This window comes from Mycobacterium genavense ATCC 51234 (assembly GCF_000526915.1).
Taxonomy (GTDB): domain Bacteria; phylum Actinomycetota; class Actinomycetes; order Mycobacteriales; family Mycobacteriaceae; genus Mycobacterium; species Mycobacterium genavense.
The window spans coordinates 103,365-126,808 of record NZ_JAGZ01000007.1 but is presented as its reverse complement, the minus strand read 5'-3'; the positions used below and the strand labels follow the sequence as shown (position 1 = coordinate 126,808).

At 66.8% G+C, this 23,444-nt stretch carries 16 protein-coding genes, 4 pseudogenes and 1 riboswitch; of the genes and pseudogenes, 10 read left to right on the top strand and 10 right to left on the bottom strand.

Annotation, left to right across the window (positions count from 1 at the left end):
- Window positions 1-32: 32 nt before the first annotated feature.
- Window positions 33-503 (top strand): DUF2231 domain-containing protein, encoded by a 471-nt coding sequence (locus T428_RS0116635; RefSeq protein ID WP_025737359.1) that lies wholly within the window; start codon window positions 33-35, stop codon window positions 501-503.
- A gap of 25 nt (window positions 504-528) precedes the next feature.
- On the opposite strand, the gene T428_RS0116630 is transcribed toward T428_RS0116635, so the two are convergent.
- The gene (locus tag T428_RS0116630; RefSeq protein WP_025737358.1) at window positions 529-2,103 is read right to left on the bottom strand and encodes a FadD7 family fatty acid--CoA ligase; all 1,575 of its coding nucleotides are present in this window, start codon (window positions 2,101-2,103) and stop codon (window positions 529-531) included.
- A gap of 237 nt (window positions 2,104-2,340) precedes the next feature.
- On the opposite strand from T428_RS0116630, the gene oxc reads away from it, so the two are divergent.
- The gene (oxc, locus tag T428_RS0116625) at window positions 2,341-4,095 is read left to right on the top strand and encodes an oxalyl-CoA decarboxylase (RefSeq protein ID WP_025737357.1); all 1,755 of its coding nucleotides are present in this window, start codon (window positions 2,341-2,343) and stop codon (window positions 4,093-4,095) included.
- On the opposite strand, the gene T428_RS0116620 is transcribed toward oxc, so the two are convergent.
- Complete coding sequence (locus tag T428_RS0116620) at window positions 4,079-5,011, bottom strand: LysR family transcriptional regulator (protein WP_025737356.1); 933 nt, start codon at window positions 5,009-5,011, stop codon at window positions 4,079-4,081. The genes oxc and T428_RS0116620 overlap by 17 nt on opposite strands.
- 42 nt (window positions 5,012-5,053) lie before the next feature.
- Window positions 5,054-5,708: pseudogene (locus T428_RS28825) on the bottom strand (cysteine hydrolase family protein).
- Window positions 5,709-5,869: 161 nt separating this feature from the next.
- On the opposite strand from T428_RS28825, the gene T428_RS0116610 reads away from it, so the two are divergent.
- Entirely contained in the window at window positions 5,870-6,625 is a 756-nt protein-coding gene (locus T428_RS0116610; RefSeq protein ID WP_025737355.1) for a L,D-transpeptidase, read from the top strand.
- 200 nt (window positions 6,626-6,825) lie between these two features.
- Window positions 6,826-10,345: pseudogene (gene car / locus T428_RS28820) on the top strand (carboxylic acid reductase).
- Between the two features lie 4 nt (window positions 10,346-10,349).
- Here the strand turns inward: car and T428_RS28815 are convergent.
- Window positions 10,350-10,757 carry a hypothetical protein gene (locus T428_RS28815; RefSeq protein ID WP_245604956.1) on the bottom strand — a complete coding sequence of 136 codons (408 nt, stop codon included), beginning with the start codon at window positions 10,755-10,757 and terminating at the stop codon, window positions 10,350-10,352.
- 386 nt (window positions 10,758-11,143) lie between these two features.
- On the opposite strand from T428_RS28815, the gene T428_RS0116595 reads away from it, so the two are divergent.
- Complete coding sequence (locus T428_RS0116595; protein ID WP_084298781.1) at window positions 11,144-12,010, top strand: NADP-dependent oxidoreductase; 867 nt, start codon at window positions 11,144-11,146, stop codon at window positions 12,008-12,010.
- A gap of 3 nt (window positions 12,011-12,013) precedes the next feature.
- Here T428_RS0116595 and T428_RS0116590 read toward each other — a convergent pair whose 3' ends face one another.
- Window positions 12,014-13,657, bottom strand: coding sequence for an NRAMP family divalent metal transporter (locus T428_RS0116590; RefSeq protein WP_025737353.1), 1,644 nt, complete (start codon window positions 13,655-13,657; stop codon window positions 12,014-12,016).
- A gap of 577 nt (window positions 13,658-14,234) precedes the next feature.
- Window positions 14,235-14,456, bottom strand: a riboswitch (M-box (ykoK) riboswitch).
- A gap of 137 nt (window positions 14,457-14,593) precedes the next feature.
- Here T428_RS0116590 and T428_RS0116580 point away from each other — a divergent pair.
- Window positions 14,594-15,253 carry an O-methyltransferase gene (locus T428_RS0116580; RefSeq protein ID WP_025737352.1) on the top strand — a complete coding sequence of 220 codons (660 nt, stop codon included), beginning with the start codon at window positions 14,594-14,596 and terminating at the stop codon, window positions 15,251-15,253.
- Between the two features lie 4 nt (window positions 15,254-15,257).
- On the opposite strand, the gene T428_RS0116575 is transcribed toward T428_RS0116580, so the two are convergent.
- Together T428_RS0116575 and T428_RS28805 are read right to left on the bottom strand one after the other, a co-directional pair.
- Entirely contained in the window at window positions 15,258-17,312 is a 2,055-nt protein-coding gene (locus T428_RS0116575; protein ID WP_051465264.1) for an SGNH/GDSL hydrolase family protein, read from the bottom strand.
- 184 nt (window positions 17,313-17,496) lie between these two features.
- Window positions 17,497-18,276: pseudogene (locus T428_RS28805) on the bottom strand (aldehyde dehydrogenase family protein); the annotation flags it as partial.
- 15 nt (window positions 18,277-18,291) lie between these two features.
- On the opposite strand from T428_RS28805, the pseudogene T428_RS28800 reads away from it, so the two are divergent.
- Window positions 18,292-19,433, top strand: a pseudogene (locus T428_RS28800) (NDMA-dependent alcohol dehydrogenase).
- A 12-nt stretch (window positions 19,434-19,445) separates the two neighbouring features.
- Here the strand turns inward: T428_RS28800 and T428_RS0116560 are convergent.
- Window positions 19,446-19,907, bottom strand: a complete 462-nt coding sequence (locus T428_RS0116560) for an SRPBCC family protein (protein WP_025737350.1) — start codon at window positions 19,905-19,907, stop codon at window positions 19,446-19,448.
- A gap of 81 nt (window positions 19,908-19,988) precedes the next feature.
- On the opposite strand from T428_RS0116560, the gene T428_RS0116555 reads away from it, so the two are divergent.
- Together T428_RS0116555 and T428_RS0116550 are read left to right on the top strand one after the other, a co-directional pair.
- A complete protein-coding gene (locus tag T428_RS0116555; RefSeq protein WP_025737349.1) occupies window positions 19,989-20,360 on the top strand; it encodes a nuclear transport factor 2 family protein in 372 nt (123 codons plus the stop codon).
- A 43-nt stretch (window positions 20,361-20,403) separates the two neighbouring features.
- Window positions 20,404-20,628, top strand: coding sequence for a hypothetical protein (locus tag T428_RS0116550; RefSeq protein ID WP_025737348.1), 225 nt, complete (start codon window positions 20,404-20,406; stop codon window positions 20,626-20,628).
- An 84-nt stretch (window positions 20,629-20,712) separates the two neighbouring features.
- On the opposite strand, the gene T428_RS0116545 is transcribed toward T428_RS0116550, so the two are convergent.
- Together T428_RS0116545 and T428_RS0116540 are read right to left on the bottom strand one after the other, a co-directional pair.
- On the bottom strand, window positions 20,713-21,453 hold the full coding sequence (locus tag T428_RS0116545) for a DUF899 domain-containing protein (protein ID WP_025737347.1): 741 nt from the start codon (window positions 21,451-21,453) through the stop codon (window positions 20,713-20,715).
- A gap of 25 nt (window positions 21,454-21,478) precedes the next feature.
- A complete protein-coding gene (locus T428_RS0116540) occupies window positions 21,479-22,234 on the bottom strand; it encodes an SDR family oxidoreductase (RefSeq protein WP_025737346.1) in 756 nt (251 codons plus the stop codon).
- Between the two features lie 158 nt (window positions 22,235-22,392).
- Between T428_RS0116540 and T428_RS0116535 the strand changes: the two genes are divergently transcribed.
- Window positions 22,393-23,370 carry a sigma-70 family RNA polymerase sigma factor gene (locus tag T428_RS0116535; protein WP_025737345.1) on the top strand — a complete coding sequence of 326 codons (978 nt, stop codon included), beginning with the start codon at window positions 22,393-22,395 and terminating at the stop codon, window positions 23,368-23,370.
- The last annotated feature ends 74 nt before the right edge of the window (window positions 23,371-23,444 follow it).

The window sequence follows — 23,444 nt, the reverse complement described above, 5'->3', positions numbered from 1 at the left end:
GGTCAGCCAGATTGGGAGCCCCGGATTCGAGTATGTCGACATTCAACGGACTGCCTGCCCATATTCTGCTCAATCATTTCGTCGTCGTCCTGGGTCCGCTGACCGCGGTTCTGGCGATCCTGTGCGTGGTGTGGCCCGCGGCGCGCCGCCGGCTGATCTGGCTGGTTCTGCTGCTGGCGGTCGGCACGCTGGTCCTGACGCCGTTGACGACGACGTCGGGAGTCTGGTTGTCGGCCCGAGTCGGTGCGCCGTCGCCGGCGCTGACCAACCACGAGCAACTCGGCTCCACCCTGATCTACGTCGTGGCGGCCCTGGCGGCGACGGTGACGGTGCTGGCCGTGCTGCACGTTCGCGAGGCGCACGGCGTGGACATGAAGCGCACCCTGCACGCCGCGGTCGGTGCGCTGGTGGTCATCGCGGCCGTGGCCACCCTGGTGCAGACCTATCGAGTCGGCGATTCCGGCGCGCGTGCCGCGTGGGGAAACGTGACGTCGGGCCAGTGAGGTTGCCGCACGGTCTTTCTCGGCGTCAAGCTCCGCCGAACTGCTGGGCCACGGCGCGGCGGTCCAACGAGCCCTTGGCGGTGTGCGGGAGCTCGTTGGTGTCCAGGAAGGTGGCGGGCACCTCGTAGGGCGCCAGCCGGCCCCGGCAAAATTCCGTGAGCTCCCCGGCGCTCGGCGGAGTCGCTCCACGCGCGACGATCACCGCGGCCACCGTCTCGCCGTACATCTTGTCCGGCAGTCCGAGCACGGCCACCTCCAAGACGCCGGGATGGCCGGCCAACACGCCTTCCACGCGTTCCGGCGAAATCTTCTCGCCGCCACGGTTGATGAGTTCCTTGATCCGGCCGCGAATGCTCAGATCGCCCGCAGGAGAAAGCGACCCGAGATCACCGGTGCGCAGCCAGCCGTCGGTGAAGTTCGCGGCGGTGATCGACGGATCGCCGAGGTAGCCGCGCACCACGGTGGGGCCGCGCAGCCAGACCTCGCCGACGGCGTCGGCCGCCAGGGTTTGACCGTCGGGCCCGACGACGCGGATCTGCGGCCCCGTCGATTTTCCGACCAAACCCGTTGTCTCGGCTGGGTTTTCGCTTTGGTCGATGGCCGTGGTGGCGACTTGGTGGGTGCCTTCGGTCATTCCGAACGCGCACACCACCGTCGCGCCGAAGGTTTCTTGCAGCGCCCGGGCCGTCTCCGGGGTCAGCGGGGCGCTGCAGCTGCGGATGAAGTGTAGCCCGGCATGTCCGGCGGCCGGCCGCTCGGTCTTGGCGCGTTCCAACAGGATCTGGTGAATCGTCGGGACCGCGGTGTACCAGGTGGCCCCGACGGCGGCGATGTCGTCCCAGAAGGTATGCGCCGAGAACTTCCCGCGCGCGGGCAACAGCACCGTCCCGCCGGATGCCAGTGTCGACAGCAGCGCGGCGATAAGACCGTGGCCGTGGTAAAGCGGCATCACCGCGACCGTCGCGTCCGCCGGGCCCAGCTGGTAGGCGCCGATGATGCCCCGCACCGAACTGGCGATGTTCGCGTGGGTCCACGGGACCATCTTCGGCGTACCGGTAGTGCCACCGGTGAACATGATCATCGCGTCGTCGTCGTGCAGGCCGGCGGGCGTCGTCACGTCGTCCGTCGGCGCCACGGACGCATCCAGACTGACCGACGAGGGGACACCGGCACCGCCGACGGTCACCGCGAGGGTCCACCACGCCAGTCCCGGCTCTTGCTGGTCGCCTTCGGCGTCGACGAGCACCACCGACGCGCCGACCATCGCGCTGCGGGCACGCTGGTCACCGACGGGCAGCGCCGGGTCCAGCGGCACCGCGATCAGCCCGGCGCGGGAGGCCGCCAACAAGCCGACGACGAATTCGGCGTTGCTGCCGGACCGCAGCGCGATCCGGTTTCCCGGCCGCAGGCCGCCGGCCCCGAGCCGGGTGGCCAGGTCGTCGACCAGCCGGACCAGCTCGCCGTAGCTGACCGGCCGGCGCTCCGGGGTGGCGACGAGCGCCGTCGCCTCCGGCTCGCGGATGGCCGCGGCGGCGACCAGATCGGCGATGCTCGGGGATTCGTCGGCCAATTCCGTGGCCGTGGTGATCGAGTCAGACATCGCCGTAGTCCCTCCGCTTTCTCGCACGTGTGACAGCACCCGATTGCACTCTGCCGAGAAACCTCGCTCTGCGTCCAATACCGTTTCGCTCACAATCGATAATCGGCGACTATCGATGCGGTGGGCCCCGGATCGATAACCACCGTGAATCGCGGCATAGTCGCTGGGTCTTGGACAGCGGCCGGGGCCCGGACCACAGTGGAAGACGATAGGCACGGCTACTCGAGGAGTCCGGACATGACCACACCGTCGGCATCATTCACCGCTGCGCCGGACGGGTCGGCGGACGCGGCCCAGACCGACGGCTTCCACCTCGTCGTCGACGCGTTGGCGGCCAACAACATCGACACCATCTACGGGATCGTCGGCATCCCGATCACCGACCTGGCCCGGGTCGCGCAGGCCTGCGGCATGCGGTACATCGGTTTCCGGCAGGAGACGTCCGCGGGCCACGCCGCCGCGGCGGCGGGGTTTCTCACCGGCCGCCCCGGCGTGTGCCTGACGACGTCCGGGCCCGGGTTTCTGAACGGCCTGCCCGCACTGGCCAATGCCACCACGAACTGTTTCCCGATGATCCAGATCTCGGGTTCGGGCAATCGGGCGCTGGTCGATTTGCAGCGCGGCGATTACCAAGATCTGGATCAGCTCAACGCCGCACGGCCGTTCGTGAAGGCCGCCTACCGGGTCGAGCGGGTCGAGGACATCGGCCTCGCGATCGCGCGCGCGATACGTACCGCCGTTTCCGGGCGGCCGGGCGGTGTCTACCTCGACATCCCCGGCATGGTGCTGGGTCAGGCCATGGACGCCGCCGCTGGTGCCGAGAGTGTCTGGCGCGTCATCGATCCCGTACCCCGCCAGCTGCCGGCGCCGGAGGCGATCGATCGCGCGCTGGACGTGCTCGCGCGAGCGCGCCGGCCGCTGATCGTGCTCGGTAAGGGCGCCGCCTACGCGCAGGCCGACGCGGTGATCCGCGATTTCGTCGAGTCCACCGGGATTCCGTTCCTACCGATGTCGATGGCCAAAGGGCTGCTGCCGGATTCGCATCGCCAGTCGGTGGCGGCCGCGCGCTCCCTTGCCATCGCCCGCGCCGACGCGGTGTTGCTCGTCGGCGCGCGACTGAATTGGCTTCTCGGCCATGGGGAGTCGCCGCAATGGGCTGCCGACGCCAAGTTCGTCCAAATCGACATCGCGGCCTCGGAGTTCGACAGCAACCAGCCCATCGTGGCTCCGCTGGCCGGCGACATCGGCTCGGTGATGTTCGCGTTGCGGGACGGGCTGGCCACCCGTCCGATCACCGTGCCGACGGAATGGACCGACGAGCTGGCCGACCGCCGGGCGCGCAACGACGCCAAGATGAGCGCTCGGCTGGCCGAGAATCCGCACCCGATGCGGTTTTACAACGCGCTGAGTGCGATTAGCTCAGTGCTGCAACAGCATCCGGATGTCTATCTGGTCAACGAGGGGGCCAACGCGCTGGACCTGACCCGCAACGTCATCGAGATGGAGCTGCCGCGCCACCGCCTCGACACCGGAACCTGGGGTGTGATGGGCATCGGCATGGGTTACGCGATCGCCGCCGCCGTCGAGACGGGCCGGCCCGTCGTCGCGATCGAAGGGGACAGTGCATTCGGGTTCAGCGGCATGGAGATCGAGACCATCTGCCGCTACCGGCTACCGGTGACGGTCGTCATCCTCAACAACGGCGGGGTGTACCGCGGTGACGAAGAGCCCACCGGTGACCGTCCCGCTCCTACCGTGCTCAACGCCGGCGCACGGCACGAGCTACTCGCAGAGGCATTCGGCGGCAAGGGATATCACGTCACCACCCCGGCCGAGCTGCGGTCGGCGCTGAGCGAGGCCCTCGCGTCGGGCGAGCCGTCGCTGATCGACTGCGAACTCGACCCGGCCGCCGGGGTGGAGAGCGGACATCTGGCAAGCCTCAACCCGTCCAGTGCGGTCAACCGGAAGCCCGCGATCAGCGCCGGTGCGTGACACCCCGCAGCTGGGCGTTGAAGAACTCGTCGAGCGACAGCTCCCGCGCCGCGGCGACAAGCGCTCGAGCCATCGGCGATCCGGGGCCGGAGGCGTTGGTGGCCAACGTGATATCGGCTGTCACGACCGGGTCGACCATCTCGACCGCGCGGATCTCGGCGCCCAGCTGCGAAGTCCACAACCAGGTGTGTGGAACGATGCACGCCCAGTTACCCGAAGCGACCTGCGCGAGCAGTGAAGCCACGGAGTCGGTTTCGACCTGCGGGGTGACAGTGATGCCGTGCCCGGCGAAGGCTTCGTCGATGATCTGACGGTCGCGCATGTCGGCGGTGAGCAATGCCAGCGGCAGCTGCGCGGCATCCGCCCACCGCACCGTCGACGCGCTGGGGGGCAGCATGTCCGACGACGACAACAGCACGTAGCGTTCGGCGTAAAGCGGCACCAGATCCACGTCGTCCGTCTCGTCGGGTGCTGCGTGCACGATCGCGGCATCGAGCTCGAATTCCCGTAGCCGCCGGTACAGTTCGGTGGCGGCCAATCGGGAATTGATCTGCACCTTGACCAAGGGATGTGCCGAGCAAAAGGCCGAAAGCACCAATGACGCCGTCGTCGACGCGGTGGGCACGGTGCCCAGCCGAAGCGTTCCGGTGATCCCCGATCGCACGGCGTCCACTTCGGCCTTGAACGCGTCGTGCTCGGCCAGAATCCGCTTGGCCCACACGACCAGTCGCTCGCCTTCGGGGGTGAGGCCTTCGAAGCTGTGCCCGCGATTGATCAGCGTGACATTGAGTTCCCGTTCCAGCTTGGCGATCGCGGCGGACAGGGCGGGTTGCGAAACATAGCACTTCTCGGCGGCCCGGGCGAAGTGCCGCTCCTGGGCGACCGCGACGAAGTACTCCAGCTGGCGAAAGAGCACCCGCACCTCCTCGGTCTGGCGGCACCTGAGGTTAGCCCGTCGCTAGCCGGCCAGCCAATCCAGTGTCTCGGACAAGCCGCGAACCGCGACGCCGATCGCGCGGCACTCGTCGATTCCGCGGTCGTACACACCGGACATCGCGTCGGACACCAGCACGATGCGGAAGTCGCGTTCGGACGCCTCGTAGATCGACGTCCTGGGACAGTTCGGGAAGTTGCAGCCCGCGAAGACCACTGTGTCGCTGCCGCTTTCACGCAGATGTTGTTCAAGTGTGGTGGCGTAGAAAGCACCCCACCTCGGCTTGTACATGATCCACTCGGCGGGACCGACGTGCTGCAGACCACCACCTAACAGCAATTCGTGGTCCAGCTCAACGACTTTGGGCAACAGTTCGGCAGTGATTTGCGAACCGGGACTGCCCGGCTGCACAATGCGCGCCCCTCGCTCGACGGACCGCCGCCGAACCGGGTCGACATTTGACCCGTCCGGCCGATAGAGCCGAACCGCATGCACGATCGGCAGCCCGCGCTGCCGGAAGCCCGTCGCCAACTTGGTAATTGCCCCGATCACCGGCCGTACCCGGAACCGGCATCGGCGCATCGCCGCCCGGCAGATCCAGGAAGTCGCGCTGCATGTCGATCAAGACCAATGCCGCCGAGGCCGCGTGCGGCCGGACGTAGTCGTCCGCTGGCGTCATGCCCGCTCCTTAAAATCGCTCGTGACGGGATCGAACTCAACCGGTGATCGCATCGTTATCGTGGCGACCGGCGGAAGTGTCATTGTTTGCTAAAGCCGCAATGATCGGACTGCCAGTAGAATATCGTCGTGTTGATTGCACCATCTCGAAGGGTGGACGCCATGCGTCGTGGGGTTCGTTATCTATTTGTTATGGTCGCGATCACGGGCTTGGGCGTGCTGGGATCCGGCTCCCGGGCGGTCGCCGCGGTTCCGGTACCGGAACCAGCCCCGGTCATCGCCTCGATTTTGCCGGCCGATGGCGCGGTGGTGGGAATTGCGCACTCGGTCGTCGTGAAATTCAGCGCGCCGGTGTTGGACCGAGCCGCCGTCGAGCGGTCCATTCACGTCGCCTCCCCCAGCAACGTCACCGGCCACTTCGAATGGCCGGCGAACAATGTCGTGCAGTGGGTTCCGAACCAATATTGGCCTGCGCACACCCACGTCTCGGTGGGCGTGCAGGAGCTGACGACGGGCTTCGACACCGGCGACGCGTTCCTCGGCGTCGCCAGCATCTCCGGGCACACGTTCACCGCCAGCCGCAACGGCGAGGTGCTGCGCACCATGCCGGCCTCGATGGGCAAGCCGAGCCGCCCGACGCCGATCGGCAATTTCAGCGCAATGTCGAAGGAACGCACCGTCGTGATGGACTCGCGGACCATTGGCATCCCGCTCAGTTCGCCCGAGGGCTACAAGATCACCGCCCAGTACGCCGTCCGTGTCACCTCGAGCGGCGTCTACGTGCACTCGGCCCCGTGGTCGGTGGACTCGCAGGGCCACGCCAATGTCAGCCACGGATGCATCAACCTGAGCCCGGACAACGCCGCGTGGTATTTCAACAACGTCAACGTGGGCGACCCCATCCAGGTCGTGGCGTAGTAGCGGCGGCGGTTGGCCCGGCCACCAGCAAATCCGCGTCCCCGCGCCCGGCCGAGGCGCTCAGCGCGCGTGTGGTGACGGTCACAACGATCGGGTGGAAGACTCGCAGCGGGCCGTCGGTTGCGCTAAGGAGTCGTCCAAACGAGAGGCTGGCCATGACTACTGATGCGAAGCGCGAGAACGGCAGCAGCGCAACTCCAATGGTCACGCCGCGGCAACGAGTCGCCGAACGCATCCGCCGGGTCGAGGCCAGCGACGAGCAATACCGGCGCGCCACGCCGGATCTCGCACTGCAGGCCGCGGCACGCCAACCCGGGCTTCGACTCCCGCAGATCTTGGAGATGTTCGCCGAAGGCTACGCCGACCGCCCCGCGTTGGGATGGCGTGCCCGCGAATTGGCCACCGATGCCGCGACCGGTCGCACCACGACCAGGCTGCTGCATCGATTCGACACCATCAGCTACCGCGATCTGTGGGCGAACGTGCGCGCGGTCGCCACGGCGTGGCGACGCGACGAAGCCGATCCGGTGACTCCGGGTGACGTGCTGGCCACTCTCGGTTTCGCCAGCCCGGAGTACTTGACCCTCGACTTGGTGGCCGGCTACCTCGGCCTGGTAGCGGTACCGCTGCAGCACAACGCGACGGCCGCGCGGTTGCAGCCCATCGTCGCCGAAGTCGAGCCGCAGGTGCTCGCCACCGGGGCCGGGTATCTGGACCTCGCCGTCGACGCGGTGCTGGGCAGCACGTCATTGCGGCGCCTGGTGGTCTTCGACTACCAACCCGAGGTCGACGACCAGCGGGAGGAGCTGGAGCGCGCGGGCGAAGCTGGCCGACGCCGGCATGGCGGTGACCATCGAGACCTTCGACGAATTGGTCGAGCGGGGCCCCGCATTGCCGCCGCAGCCGATGTACACCGGCGAGACCGATGAGCGGCTGGCCCTGATCATGTACACCTCGGGCAGCACCGGGCTGCCCAAGGGTGCGATGTACACCGAGCGCATGGTCTCGAAGCTGTGGACCAACGAGCTCTACCCGGACTTCGCCGACATACCGGTGTTCAACGTCAACTTCATGCCGCTCAACCACGTTGGCGGACGGATACCGCTGTCGTCGTCGTTCCAGGCGGGCGGCACCAGTTACTTCGTGCCGGAAAGTGACCTGTCCACGTTGTTCGACGACTGGAATTTGGTGCGCCCTACCGAAATGGGCATGGTGCCTCGGGTGGTCGAGATGCTCTACCAGCGTTACCAGAGCGCGGTGGACCGGCTGATCGGCCAGGGCGCCGACCCAGAGGAAGCCGACGCACAGGCGAAAGCCGAACTGCGCGAACAGCTTCTGGGCGGCCGGGTGATCACCAGCTTCTCCACCACCGCACCGCTGGCCGCGGAGATGAGGACCTTCATCGAGTCGTGTCTGGACGTGCATGTGCTCGACGGATACGGCCCGACCGAGGTGGGGATGGTGTTCAAGGACGGCGTGGTGGCGCGACCGCCGATCCTCGATTACAAACTGATCGACGTGCCCGAATTGGGGTACTTCCACACCGACAAACCCCATCCGCGCGGCGAGCTGCTGGTCAAATCGCTTACCGCGTTCCAGGGCTACTTCAAACGTCCCGACGTGACCGCGAATGCGTTTGACCCGGACGGTTTCTACCGCACCGGCGACGTGATGGCCGAGGTAGGACCGGATCGTCTTGTCTACGTCGATCGGCGCAACAACGTATTGAAGTTGGCGCAAGGCGAATTCGTCGCGGTGGCCCGGCTGGAAGCCATCTTCAGCAGCGCGGCCCTGATCCGGCAGATCTTCGTGTACGGCAACAGCGAACGGCCGTATCTGATGGCCGTCGTCGTTCCGACTGTCGAAGCAGCGCAACGATTCGCGGACGATGCCGACGGCCTCAAGGCGGCGCTCAGCGAATCCCTGCGCCGTACCGCCAAACTCGCCGAGCTGCAATCCTACGAAGTGCCCGTCGACTTCCTGGTGGACTTCGAGCCGTTCAGCGAGGACAACGGACTGCTGTCGGGAGTCGGAAAGCTGTTGCGGCCCAAGCTCAAGGAGCACTACAGCGCCCGGCTCGAAGAGCTCTACGCCGAACTCGCCGCCAGCCGAACCGCCGAACTGCGCGCGTTGCGCGACGGCGCGATTGACCGGCCGGCGATCGATACACTGACCCGGGCCGCCGAGGTGCTACTCGGTCTGGCCGGTGGCCCGCCGCAGCCCGACACCCACTTCCTCGACCTGGGCGGCGACTCGCTGTCCGCGCTCACCTTCTCCAACCTGCTGCAGGACATCTTCGAGGTGGAAGTGCCGGTGGGCCAGATTATCAGCCCGGCGACCGACCTGCGTCAGCTCGCGGAATACGTGGAATCGCAACGGAACTCCGGCTCCAAGCGGCCCACCTTCTCGACCGTGCACGGCCGGGGCGCCACCGAAGTCCACGCATCCGAGCTGACCCTCGACAAGTTCATCGATGCCGCGACCCTGGCCCAGGCACCCAACCTTCCGCATGCCACCGGTACGCCGCACACGGTGCTGCTCACCGGCGCCAACGGCTACCTGGGACGCTTCCTGACGCTGGAATGGCTCGAGCGGCTTGTCGAAAGAGGCGGGAAGCTGATCACCATCGTCCGCGGCACCGATGCCGCGGCCGCCCCCAAACGGCTGGAAGCGGTTTTCGACACCGATCCGCAACTGCTGGCACGCTACCGCACCCTGGCCGCCGACCACCTCGAGGTTATAGTGGGCGACATAGCGAAGCCGAATCTTGGCTTGGATCAAGCGAGTTGGGAGCGTCTCGCACAAGACGTGGACATCGTCGTGCACCCGGCGGCGCTGGTCAACCACGTCCTGCCCTACGACCAACTGTTCGGCCCCAACGTGTTGGGCACCGCCGAGTTGATCCGCGCGGCGATCAAGACGCGTATCAAACCGGTGACCTACATGTCGACCGTCGCGGTGGCCATGTCGGTCGATCCTGCGGTGTTCGCCGAGGACGGCGACATCCGCACCGTCAGTGCGGTACGCCCTGTCGACGACAGCTATGCGAACGGGTACGCGAACAGCAAGTGGGGCGGCGAGGTATTGCTGCGCGAGGCACACGACCTGTGCGGGTTGCCGGCCGCGGTGTTCCGGTCCGACATGATCCTGGCGCACAGCCAGTACGCCGGACAGCTGAATGTCCCGGATGCGTTCACCCGCTTGATCTTCAGCCTGCTGGTGACCGGCATCGCGCCGTCGTCGTTCTATCAAACCGACCCGCGGGGAGGCCGCGCCGCGGCGCACTACGACGGTCTGCCCGCCGACTTCGTTGCAGAGTCGGTCACCACGCTGGGCGAGCAGACGGCGACGGCCAGGGAGTACCGGTCCTTCGACGTGATGAACCCGCACGACGACGGCATTTCGCTGGACGTCTTCGTGGATTGGTTGATCGCCGGCGGCCACGACATCCGGCGCATCGACGATCACGACGAATGGTTCGGGCGTTTCGAGACGGCGCTGCGCGCGCTGCCGGACAAGCAGCGTCAGCATTCGGTGCTTCCGTTGCTCGATGCCTACCGGAAGCCCGAGGCGCCGCTGCGTGGCGCACCGGCTCCCACGGGCGTTTTCCGCGCGTCGGTGCAGGCATCCAAAATCGGTGCGGACGAAGACATTCCGCACTTGTCGGAACGGCTGATCGAGAAGTACGTCTCGGATCTGCGGCTGCTCGGTCTGGTCTAGCCCGCTAGCCGTGCAGACCGTTCTTGACCGCCGCGTCTTGTTTGCGGCCGATATCGGTGGCGATCGCCGGGTCGATCGGGTCGTTGGGTGCGCTGTCGAATTCGAGGTTGACCAGCGCCCTGCCCTCGGTGAACAACAACACCGCGATGGCCTGCGAGTTGTCCGCCGAGGTGCCCGAGATCATCGCGCCGTTGGAGCCGACGTCGACGGGCTGCCACGTGCCGGCGACCTTCTTCGCGTAGTTCGTCTTGGTGTTCTCCAGGGCGGCGGCGACCGAGGGGTCGGCGACGACCAGGACGGTGTCTCCGATGCGTCGGCTGTTGTCGGCATTGACGAACAGTTGCGCCACGCCGGCGGTGTTGTTGGAGTTGAGCAGGTGGGTCCGGCGCGGTGAAGTCGCCGCCGAGGTCACCGGGCTGGATCAGCAACCCGCTGTAATCCGGGGAAGGTCCGGTCGTGGTGCTCACGGCGGCGGTCGCGCCGCTCGTGGATGCTGGGGCCGAGGTCTTGGCGCCGCTGCCGCACCCGGTGATCGCGAGGCCGACCACCATGGTGGCGGCCACCCAACCGGTGACAGCCATTCGAGCACGTCGCATCGGCATCCTTTCCAGCGAGACCACGGCGGGCGCATATGAACATACGCCGATCGACAGCTCATGGTCGGCGCCTATCCTGGCTAGGGGCCGGGTAGGAGTTTCGATTCGTGCGGTGAGGAGATCGAGATGACGGCTGGGCTGGCGCGCGGTACGGTTCGACCGCTACGGGGACCGTGACGTGCTGTACGTGACGGACATCGACATGCCGACGCCCGGCGAGGGTGAGGTAGTGGTCGAAGTTCGGGCCGCGGGCATCAACCCCGGTGAGGCCGCGATCCGGTCCGGAGCGATGCATGAGATGTCTCCCACCACGTTTCCCTCTGGGGAGGGCAGTGACCTGGCCGGTGTCGTGACGGCCACCGGGCCCGATGTCAGCGAGTTCGCGGTCGGCGACGAGGTGCTCGGGTTCAGCTTCCGGCGCTCCAGCCATGCCACCCACACCGTCGTCCCGGTGCACCAACTGATCCGCAAGCCACCCCAATTGAGTTGGGAGGCAGCGGGTTCACTCTACGTCGTCGGCGCCACCGCATTCGCCGCGGTCCGGGCCGTCGCGCCACAGCCGGGCGAGACCGTCGCCGTGTCGGCGGCCGCCGGAGGTGTCGGCAGCCTTGTCGTCCAGCTGTTGGTGCTGCGCGAGGCACGGGTGCTGGGCATCGCGGGATCGGGCAATGCCGAATGGCTACGGGCACACGGCGTCATCCCGATCGCCTACGGCGATGGCCTGGCCGAGCGACTGCGCGAAGCGGCGCCCAACGGGATCGACGCGTTCACCGACCTATTCGGCCCGGAGTACGTGCAGCTCGCCTTCGAGCTCGGGGTGGCCCCGGAGCGTATCGACACGACCATCTCCTTCCAGAAGGCCGGTGAAGTCGGCGCCAAGACCGAAGGCAGCACCGATGCGTCCACCCCGGAAGTGCTCGCCGAGATCGCCGACCTGGTCGCCGGCGGCGCAGTCGATTTCGACATCGCCGCGACGTTTCCGCTGGAACGGGTGGCCGACGCCTTCGAGGAACTCAAACGACGGCACACTCACGGCAAGATCGTGCTGCTGCCGAATGGTTCGCCGTAACCGTCAGCCCGTGCCGACCTCGACGATCTTGACGATCACGAAGACCACGGCGAGCACCAGGTAGCCACGCAGGACCAACAGCCCTATCCGGCGAATGGGCGAAAGAGCCGGGCGGGCAAGAGAACCCAGATCTGGCATTTGCCAATCCTTCTGATCGTGCTCGCGAAGAGCTCGCTGTTCGGCGCGACCGAGTGGCGAAGCCAGTTTGGCCGCGCGGGTGTCGCCGTATCCCTGGTCGCCGATGATCGCTATCGCGCCACCAAGCACACCGACGGCCGCCCCGGTCGCCAACCCTGCCTCGAGGACGCCGGCGGACAGGTCCGGGAAGAACGTTGCCGCCGTCAATGCCAACGATAGGAGCACTAGCGCCCACACGATGGCCCAGGCAACGACGTTCTGCCGCAGCGTGTTTACCCAGGGGCCCAGGATGGCCCGGTCGTTGCAGAGCAACACCAAAAAGACGGTCGCCGACGGAAGCAGGATGCCGGCCAGCGCCTGCACGCCCTGGGTGACCAGCCCGAGGACGTGATCGGGGCTGAAGGCCACCGCGGCCGACGCCGCCAGTAGCAACGCGTAGCCACCGTAAAACAGCGGCGCTTCACTGATCTTCCAGTGCAGGGAGTGCCGTTTGCCCATCGCGTCACCGATGGCATAGGTGGTGGCCAGCCCGATGGCGTTGGCCCCGATCAGCGAACCGTCGAGCAGGATGATCGCGAACAGCACCCCCACCGGGTGGTGCAGCCGGCTCGCGACCGCGCCGGCGTCGGTGAAGCTCCCGGCGCCGGCCAACCCGAACGCGGTGACGGTCATCAGCGCCGTCGCCCCGACAATGGCCACGACGATGCCGATGACCAAATCGGCTCGCGCATAAGGGATCCAGCGCGCGGTAATGCGCTTGTCCACCACGTTGGACTGCTGGAAGAACAACTGCCACGGCGCCACCGTGGTGCCCACTATCGCGATGATCAACAGCAGGACAGTCGAGTTCAGGCCACCCGGGAACTGTGGAACTAAGCCTCCCGCAGCCACTTTCGGACTCGGATGCACCATCAGCACCATGGGGATCATCGCGACGTTCACCGCGATCAGCAGGAACATCAGCCCTTCCCAGCGCCGAAACGAGCCCCCCGCCACCACGGCGAACAGCAACACCGCCGCGGCGGGAATCGCGACGATCTTCGGACAACCCAGAAATCCCAGTGCCAAGGCGACGCCGATGAACTCGGTGACGATCGTCAGCGCGTTCAGCACCAGCAGATCGCCGACGCTGAACGCGCCCCAGAACTTTCCGAAACGCTCGAAGATCAGGCGCGCGTGACCGACTCGGGTGACCGCGCCCAACCGCAGCACCATCTCCTGGTTCACGTACAACACCGGAATCAGCAAGGCCAGCGTCCACAGCAGGTGCATCCCGTAGTCCTGACCGGCCTGCGCGTACGTGGCGACGCCGCCGGCGTCGTTGTCGCCCACCATGACGATCAATCCGGGTCCGGTGATGACCAGCAGGGTGCGCAGCCGCCGCCACCGGCCGCTGAACGCGCCACCGTCGTCGCGCTTGATCCGGCCGAACGCTCCGACGATGTCGCCGGTGTGCGCGGAGTCCAGCGCGGCCTGTCCGGCCGGCGGCCGGGTGGAAATGACTGTCATGGGTTTCTCGCTATCTCGCAGGTCGAGCTACACAGATCGGGTGTTCAAACGTGCCCCCAGCGGCGGGCTGTCAACCCCCCGCCCGCCGCTGGGGACCACTGGCGGAACGAATCACCGGTGGTTGCCCCCCCTGTCCGGTGAGCGTCCGCCCGGCGCGGCCGAGAGCACCGCGATCGGCGTCAGCGACGCATACCGGTTCGCCCGCTCGTCAGGTGTCGGGATGTGCATGGCGCACAGCCTGTTCGTCAGCAGCCGACCCACACGCAGCATCGACCGTCCGCGCCACCTTCCAAGACCGTGAAAACGGTGCGCAACAACAAAAGTCATGGTCTTCCCCCTGCCGGAAGCCCGATCGGTTCCTCGGCGCACCACATGCAACCGGCAATGCGGTTGCGGGACAGCGAATTTGAGCTGCGTCAGCAGACAGGAATGCCGGAACCGGATCGGATCAAGATGGATTTCGGATAGCAACTATCGCCGGGACTCATCTCGTCCTCACCTCCTCACGGCCATGACACACGAGGGTGTCGTCACATCACACGCGGGAGAGTACGAATGCCGGGCCATGAGCCCGCCGGACGCGCCCCTCTCGTCGGAGCTTCGGCACTGCACGGCGTATCTGGCCGATGGTCGCGACCCGCTGCGCCCGGCTTCGCCGCGCTGGCGATCGCTCCCCGGCCAGAAGCCACTTGGGCTCAACCCTTGTGTCCGGGAAGAGCTGTTTTGACCCGGGGCGTCTCTCGACGTTCGGGGTCAGTGGCCTGTGTCCGTGCAGACGCCTCACCTACCGCGGTGCTTGCCCACCTATGCTGGCACCGCCACCGGCGACTCGTCAAACCCCTTTTGTCACAATTCCGCGACCGCGTGTCCTGGCTCACACCCCGGAGTCAGCGGTCATCATTCGGTTCGATGCGGGCCGGGCATACCCTCATGGGCATGGCCACAACCCTGCAAGACCCTCGCGTCGAGAGCGTGCTCGACCGCATGTACACCGAGACGAAGAACCAGATGTCGCTGCTGCGGGAGCGGCATGGTCAGTTTGACCGACCGATGACCGCCGCCGAGCGCGCCGAGGCGATGAGCGAGTTCTACATACCGGTGACCCCGGAGGCCGGCCGGCTGCTGTACGCACTGATCCGGGCGACCCGTCCGACGACGGTTGTCGAATTCGGAATGTCGTTCGGTATCTCGGCGATTCATCTCGCGTCCGCGGTACGCGACAACGAGGTGGGTCGCGTGGTGACCACCGAACTCAGTGCGAGCAAGATTGCCGCCGCGAAAAAGACGTTCGCCGAGACCGGTTTGGACGACGTGATCACGATTCTGGAGGGAGACGCGCGGACCACGCTGGAGGCGGTGGACGGGCCGGTTGAATTCGTCTTGCTCGACGGCTGGAAGGATCTGTACCTGCCCGTCATCAAGCTGCTCGAGCCCCGGCTCACCAAAGGCGCTTTGGTGGTAGCCGACAATGCCAGCGCGCCCGACATGGCGCCCTATCTGGATCGCGTGCGCAACCCAGCCAACGGATACACCAGCTTCAATTTCCTGGTCCAGGAAAGCGACAGCATGGAAATTAGCTGCCGCACCGACGACTAGCCACTCAGCGCAGCGACTCTTCCAGCCACGGCGTCAGCCACTTGACCCCTTCCGGGGTGAGGTGGACGCCGTCGCTGCGGACCTTGATGCCGTCGACCTTCGTGGCGTAAACGCCGTCGGGGCAGAGCTTTTTGTTCAGATCCAGGATCTGAACATTTGGGTGCTGCGCAACGGTTTTGCGCAGCATGGCATTCCATTGGTTGACCCGGTCCGGCTGATCCTCCGGATACAAGCGGCCGTCCGGCTTTTCCCCGCCCCGGCTGTACGGGACGGTGGCCACCATCACCCGAACCCCGCTGGCGCTCACGATGTTCAGCGCTCGCTCCAGCTCGGCGTTGAGATACGCGTCGAACGTCGGATCGCCGATGTGGGTCCACTGTCCCTCGTTGACCCGATCCACCGTCTCCCAGCGGCCGATGATCAGCAGCGCGACGTCCGGCTGATCCTGACTGATCTGCGCCGCCCATCGGGTCGGCCAGCTGTCGCACTCGGCCCGCTGGTCCAGGGTTTGGCCGATGTACCGGTACGGCGTGCCCCGGACCAGGCTGCACCCGATGACGGTGTGGTCCAAAAACGCGAATCCGGGCGTGGGCGGCAGGAAGTGCATCCAGGTCCACCCGATCGAATCACCGAATACCGAAACGGTGAACGGCCGGTTGGGGTTTCGCGGGCCGACCGGTCGACTCCCACCCGGCGGGACGGAGGACACCGCCGCGACGGACGAGACGCCGGGCGGCAGGCCGGCCTCGCGCAGGCCGGTTCCGGTGCCGACCGGAATCAGCAGCAGCGTGATCGCGGCGGCGCTGGCCACGGTGGCGGCGGCCAGCGGCAGCAACGCCACCCGGGCCGGGCGCCACCGCCGAACGGGTTGCTCGATCAACCAGTACGACGCGCAGGCCACCACCAGCGTCAGCCCGCACCGGGCGGCGAACAGCGGGAAGCCCGACCAGTCGGTGCGTTCGCCGTTGAGCGCCAGAAAGATTGGCCAGTGCCACAGATAGACGCCGTAGGAGATGGTGCCCAGCCAGACCAGCGGGGGCGCGGCGAGGATGCGAGCGACCAACCCGCGCTGTTCCATCGCCACCGGGGCGACCACGAACACGGCCGCAATCGCGACCGCGATCAGCAGGCCGTGCCGAAAATCGCCGACGTTGCCCGTCGCGAAGTGAGCCGCCGCCGCCAATCCCGCCACGCCGAGCATCGGCAGCAAGCGGGCCACCCGCCGGCCCCAGCGGCTGCGGATCATGCACCAGCCGCGGTTCAGCGACGGCCAGTCGCGAACCAGCAGGGCCGCCGCCGCCGAGCCGACCAGCAAGGCTTGCGCGCGGGTGTCGGTGCCGAAATAGATGCGGTCCCGGGTGGTGTCGGAGACGAACACGATCGCGGCCGCCGCGGAAGCCAGCGCACCCAGCGTGGCGATCACGAAGACAGCGAACCGCACGTCGCCGACCGTGGCCCGCATGAAGTAGCGCTTGGCCCGGGCCGCCAGCAGCAGGGTGACCGCGATCAGCAGGACCGGCCACACGAAGTAGTACTGCTCCTCCACGCCGAGCGACCAGGCATGCTGCAGCGGCGACGGCGGCGCACCCTGCGTGAAATAGTCGGTCTGCTGTGCGACGAAACGCCAGTTGGCCACCCAGAGGAACGCCGCGATCGCGTCGTCACGCAACCCGGTAAGGGCCGGGGCGGGAAGCAGTTCGCGGGCCGCACCGACGGCGAGCACCATCAGCACCAGCGCCGGAAGCAGACGGCGGGCCCGGCGGATCCAGAACCCGGTGAGGTCGATGCGCCCGGTGCGCCCAAGCTCGTCCAGCAACAGCGAGGTGATCAGAAATCCGCTGAGCGCGAAGAAGACGTCGACGCCGAGAAACCCGCCGCTGACGCCGGGAATGCCGCCGTGATCGGCGAGCACCAGGGCGACGGCCACCGCGCGCAGTCCATCGAGTGCGGGAATACCGCTGTGCCGATCGGGTTTATCCCAAATCGCCAGTCGACCGACACGACGTACCGGGTCTACCCAACGCTTCTGCCGAGCAGAAGGTGCCGGCTCGGTGTACATCCCGTCCGGCTCAGTGGTTGCTTGTAACGCGCCCTGACCGCTGCGTTGCCCGGCGCGGTAGTTGCTGCCGATACGTCGTCGCCCCTCCTCTTGATCTCAGCAAGCTTAAAGGCGGCGTCGCCGGATGCGGCGCAGACACGCGCCGGTTTTCGGCCGGGGTGCGTTCGGATTTCGGCCTCCGGTGTCAGGCCTTGTCGGCGGCTTTCTCAGGGGCATAGCCCAGCGTGCTTTTGACTTCCAGGTACTCGTGGAAACCGAACTCGCTCCATTCGCGACCGTTGCCGCTGCGCTTGTAGCCGCCGAAGGGCGCGTTCATGTCGAAGGCGTGATTGATCGTCACCCACCCGGCGCGAATCTTGCGGGCCACCTCGCGGGCCTTGTCGAGGTCGGCTCCCGAGACGAACCCGGCCAGGCCGTAATCGGTGTCGTTGGCGATCTGCACGGCGTGATCGAGGTCGTCGTAGCCGAGGATGCACAGCACCGGCCCGAAGATCTCCTCGCGCGCGATCGTCATGTCATTGGTGACATTCGCGAAGACCGTCGGTTTGACGTAGTAGCCCTTGTCCAGCCCGTCCGGCCGGCCCGGGCCGCCGGTGACCAGGGTCGCGCCTGCCTCGACGCCCTGCTGGATCAGCCGTTGGACCTTGTCGAACTGCGTCTTGGACGCCACCGGCCCGATCGTGGTCCCGGAGCCCGGGGCGCCCACCGTAACTTGCTCGGCGGCCTCGCGCGCGGTGGTAATGGCCTCGGCCATCCGGGAATTCGGCACCAGCATGCGCGTCGGGGCGTTACAGCTCTGCCCGGAGTTGGGCATCATGTTGGCTACGCCGGCGCGCACGCCGTCGGCAAAGCCACTGTCGTCGAGCACGATGTTAGGGCTCTTGCCGTCCTTAAGCGCGAGCTGCGTGCCAGCTTGGCGCGCTGATCCCGTTATGCCACACGAAATCAAAGGGAGGTCGCAATGAAGTGTCGTGCCGCGGTGATTCGCGGGGTCGGCCAGGACTGGGAGATCCGCGAGATCGAGCTCGATCCGCCACGCGCCGGCGAAGTCCTGGTGCGGATGGCCGTCGCCGGGGTCTGCCCCTCCGACGACCACCTGTTCACCGGCGACGTCGTGCCGACCCCGGAGGTGCTGGCCGCCAGCGGCCAGCCCGCACCGGACTGGTTCCCGCTGCTGGGCGGTCACGAGGGCGCCGGTGTGGTCGCCGAGGTCGGGCCGGGTGTGACGACGGTGCGGCCCAGCGATCACGTGGCGCTGTCGTTCATTCCGGCGTGCGGCACTTGCCGGTTCTGCGTGAACGGGCAGAGCTACATCTGCGACGTCGGCGCCAGCCTGTTCCGGCGGGAGATGCCGACCGACGGAACGTGTCGCCGGCACCTCGGTGACGAAAACCTGTTGGCCTACGGGCAACTCGGCACGTTCGCCGAATATGCGGTGCTGTCGGAAAAGTCCGTCATAAAGATCGGCGACGCGATCCCCTTCCATGCCGCCTCCCTGGTGTCGTGCGGGGTCAGCACCGGCTGGGGCTCCGCGACGATCTCGGCCGGCACCGAACCCGGCGACACCGTGGTGGTCATCGGCACCAGCGGGGTCGGGAATGAACGCCCTGCAAGGCGCGCGCTGTCGGTGCGACCTATGTTGTCGGAGTGGATCCGGTTAATTCCAAACGTGATTCGGCCAAGTTCTTCGGGGCCACGCACACCGCCGTGTCGGCCGAGGAAGCGATCCCGTTGGTCAGGGAGATCACCGACGGCCTGATGGCCGATCGGGTGGTGGTCTGTCCCGGCGTCGTGCACGTCGACTTGATCCCGTTGGCGCTCACGCTGCTTCGCAAGGGCGGGGTGTGCGTGCTCACCGGCATCACCCCGTACACCGAACCCCCGACACCGTTGGTCCTGCAGGAGATGACGCTGTCGGCCAAACAGCTTCGCGGGGCGCTCTACGGCGGGATGAACCCGCGCACCAGCGTGCCGCTGCTGTTGTCGTTGTATCAGGCGGGCGCACTCAAACTGGACGAGCTGGTCACCCGCCACTATCGGCTCGACGACATCAACGAGGCGATGACGGACTTGCGCGAGGGCCGTAACATTCGCGGCGTGATCGATTTCGCCGGCATCTAAGCAGACTGCCGCTCACCCGGACTCGAAGTGTTTCCGAACGCCGGCCAGCATCTTGATGTGCGCCTTGACCCCCTCGCGGACCGTCACCCCGGCCAACAGGCGCGGCGCGGTGGACCCTATTCGCTCGGTGATTCGGGTGCCACCGTCGAGCGGTTCGAAGCTCACCGTGCCGCGCAACCGCACCCCGGGCGACTGGTCGGCCTCCGTCAGTACATCACCCTGCGCGGGCACTCGCAGCCGGGCTTGGTAAGTGATCCGTAACGTCAACGGCCCCAGTGGAATTCGGTCGACCACCCGATAGGTCTGTTGATAGCCGTCTTCGGTTTCGCTGCGCGACAACGTTTCCACAGACACGATCAACGGGTGGACGAGCTTGATGTTGTTGAGGTCCACGTAATAGTCACGCACCGCGTCGGGCGGCGCGGGCACCAGGTCGGACAACGTCCGGTCGGTGTGCACGGTCCACCAGCTCATGAAGGAAATCTAGCCCGCGAGGGTAGCGGCACGGCGACCCTCTGGCGTTACGCTCGGCGCAGGCAGCGGAGCGGAGGCGACATGGGCACCCACGGACAAGTGGTCGAGCGCTACCTGGCATGCCTGGCCGCCCACGACTGGGACGGACTGGCCGACACCATCGCCGAGGAAGGCCTGACCCGAGAGGGTCCGTTCTGCGATGTCGTCGACGGCAAGGCGCACTATGTCGCCTATCTGCGCAAGGTATGCACCAATCTCGAGGGCCACCGGTTACAGGTGCAGTGGGTCTCGCACGTGGACGCCCGGGTGGCGTTCGCCGAGTTGTCCGAGACGTTCGAGATCGACGGCGTCGCGACGACGTGGCCCGAGTGCATCCTGTTCGAGCAAGACGACGACGGCCTGATCGCGCGGGTCAGCGTGTTTTTCAAGCAGCGCCACGCCGACAACGCCTAGCGGTCTATTCCCTCACTCGCGGAATTGACCTAACGTGGCAGGGATGGAGGCAGATGCAACTCCGGAGTCGGTAACGGTCGAGAAATTGCACTCGGGCGACCCGATCACCGATTGTGGCCAGCGGTACATTGTTCTCGAATCGAAATCCCTCGGCGATAGCTGCGTAGTTCTCGAACTGGAGTCCCGGGTGGACCACCAGCTGCAGGTCATCGAGAAGTCCTTTCCGGCCGGATACCAGGTCGACCGGGCGCAGCACCGAATTCTGTAAAGCGAATTCACGCGCCGGAAAATAATGCGCGGTAGCCGGGGACGGCTACCGCGCATTCGTGTTGTTCGGGCCTAATTCCGGCGATCAAACTCGTTTACGCGGCGGCCGTTGGTCGTTGGGATCGTCCGGGTCGGGTTCGCCGAACCACCGCGACGGCTCGTGCTGCCCGTAGGCGTCATGCCGGTCCCACCACTCGTACGGCGCGGTCTGCGGGTACCCCGGCGGCGAGTCCTCCCAGTCCTCCTGGCGCCCCAGCGCCGTCATGTCCAGGAAGCTCCAGGTGTTGCCCAGCACCTCGTCGCCCCGGTTGTTGATGAAGTTAGGTGCGAAAACCCGGTCGCCGTCCCGGATGAAGGCGTTCGTGCCGTGCCACTCGTGCACACCGAAGTCGACATCGAAGCCGTCCGTGATCGTGTGCCACGGCATCTGCCAGCCCATCCGCGCCTTGAGACGCTCGATGTCGGGCTGGGGTGCTCGCGAGGCGAACACCAGCGTGGTGTCGCGCGCGTTGAGATGGGCGAGGTTCCCGATGTGGTCGGCGATCATCGAGCAGCCGCGGCAGGCGTGGTCGGGCCAGCCGTGCACGTCGGGCCCGAAAAAGGCGCGATAGACGATCAATTGGCGCCGGCCGTCGAAGAGCTCGAGCAGGTTCACCCGGCCGTCCGGCCCGTCGAATTCGTAGTGCTTGTCCACGGCCAGCCACGGCATGCGTCGGCGCATGGCGGCCAGCGCATCGTGGGCGCGCAGCACCTCCTTCTCCTTGACCAGCAGCCGCTGATGCTCGGCCGCCCACTCCTGCGCCGACACGATCGGTGGTGTGTCCATTGCGTTGTCCGCCTTTCGCTCGATGTCAGTTCAACCGGGACAGTCCCGACGCGGTGACCAGATAGGCGCCGCGCTGACCGGGCTCGCCGGCGGCGATCGCCGCTACCGAGGTGCCGACGAGTTCGACGGTCAGCGCGGGTCCGGTCGACGCGACGAAGGTGTCGACGTCGACGCCTTGACGCTCGGCGTAGGCCGCCACGGCGTTGGCGCCCAGCTCGGTGGCCGCCGTCAGCCGCGGCAGGATCGAGACGAAGGTGATTCCCAGCCCGGCCCGGTCCGACTCCCCCGCCGCATAGCCGGCGATGAACCGCACCGCCGACTTCGCTCCCGCATAGCCGCCGGACAGTGACGACCCGTTGACCGCGGCGCCGCTGGACATCAGGATGACCGCGCTGCCCGGCGCCAGCGGGCGCGCCAGCGCGTGGCAGGTCCAGTGAAACGCTTGCGCGACATCCACATTCCAATTGGCGCTGAAGGTTTCCCAGCTCTGCTGCTGCAGCGGGGCCATCCGCGGGGCGGCGCCGGCGCACAGCACCAGCGTGCGCGGGTTGTGCTTGTCGATCAGCTCACCGGCCGCGGCCGGGTCGGCGGCGTCGGCGACCACCAGCGCGACGGCGCCGAGTTCACCGCGAACCTCGTCAAGCAGGACGGCGGTGCGTGCGACGCCGACGACCTCGGCGCCGGCTTCGGTCAGCGCGGCCGCGATGGCGCGACCGAATCCACGACTCGCCCCGGTCACGATCGCGGTGGTGCCCGCAAGTTTCTGGTTGGGCCGGTTCATTTTTGTACTCGCTTCCTCGGTGAACTCTGCTCAGACATCCACTGGTTCAGATACGGCACGTCGACCGAATTAATCGGCCGCGGGGCGATGAATTTCGCCGGCCCGACGTCTCTGTAGCAGGAGTAGCGTTTCGGCCCACCAGACATAGCAGACCGCCCGTGCCGGCTCAGGAGGACTTCATCGAGCAGGCCGCCCCGTATCGCGGCGAGTTAATCGCGCACTGTTACCGGATGCTCGGCTCGGTGCACGACGCCAAAGACCTCGTCCAGGAGACCTATCTGCGCGGCTGGCGCGGTTATCAGGCATTCGAGGAGCGCGCCGCGCTGCGCACCTGGCTGTACCGCATCGCCACCAGGGCGTGCCTGCGCGCGCTGGAGAACCGCGCCCGCCGGGTGCTGCCGGCCGGCCTGGGCGACGGCTCCATCGACCCGGACACCGATCTCGACGGCGCCGGCGCCGCCCATCAATGGCTGGAACCGATTCCGGATACGCACGTGTTCGCGACCCCGGAAGACAGTGTGACGGCGCGGCACAGCGTGCGGCTGGCCGTGATGACGGCGCTGCAGGAACTTCCCGCGCGTCAGCGTGCCGTTCTGATACTGCGCGACGTCGTGCAGTTCAGCGCCGCCGAAGTTGCCGAACTGCTGGAAACCACCCCCGCCTCGGTCAACAGCGCGCTGCAGCGGGCGCGGGCCCGGCTCGCCGAGGCCTCACCCACCGAGGACGACGCGGTCGAGCCCGACGACGCCAAGCACCGCGCATTGCTCGACCGCTACTGTGCGGCATTCGAAAACGCCGACATGGCCGCGCTGACCGAGCTGCTGCGGGCCGACGTCAAACTTGAAATGCCGCCACTGCCGGTGTGGTTCACCGGCCGCGACACCGTGCTGGAATTCCTTGCCGCACGCGCATTTACAACCCCCGGTGACATTGTCATGATCCCGACTGCCGCGAATGCCCAACCGGCCGTGGCCGAGTACCGCCGCGCCGCCGACGGCGTGATGCGGGCACATTCGATACATGTCATCACTGTCGGCACACATGTCATCACTGTCGGCACCGGCGGCGTCGCCGCCATCACAATTTTCCTCGACCCTGCGTTGTTCGCGACGTTCGATCTGCCGTCCAGCCGGTAAACTTTCCACAGGACGCGATTACACCCGCTGTTAACCCAGCGAATCCCCAACCACCAAAGCCGTTGGTGTCGTCG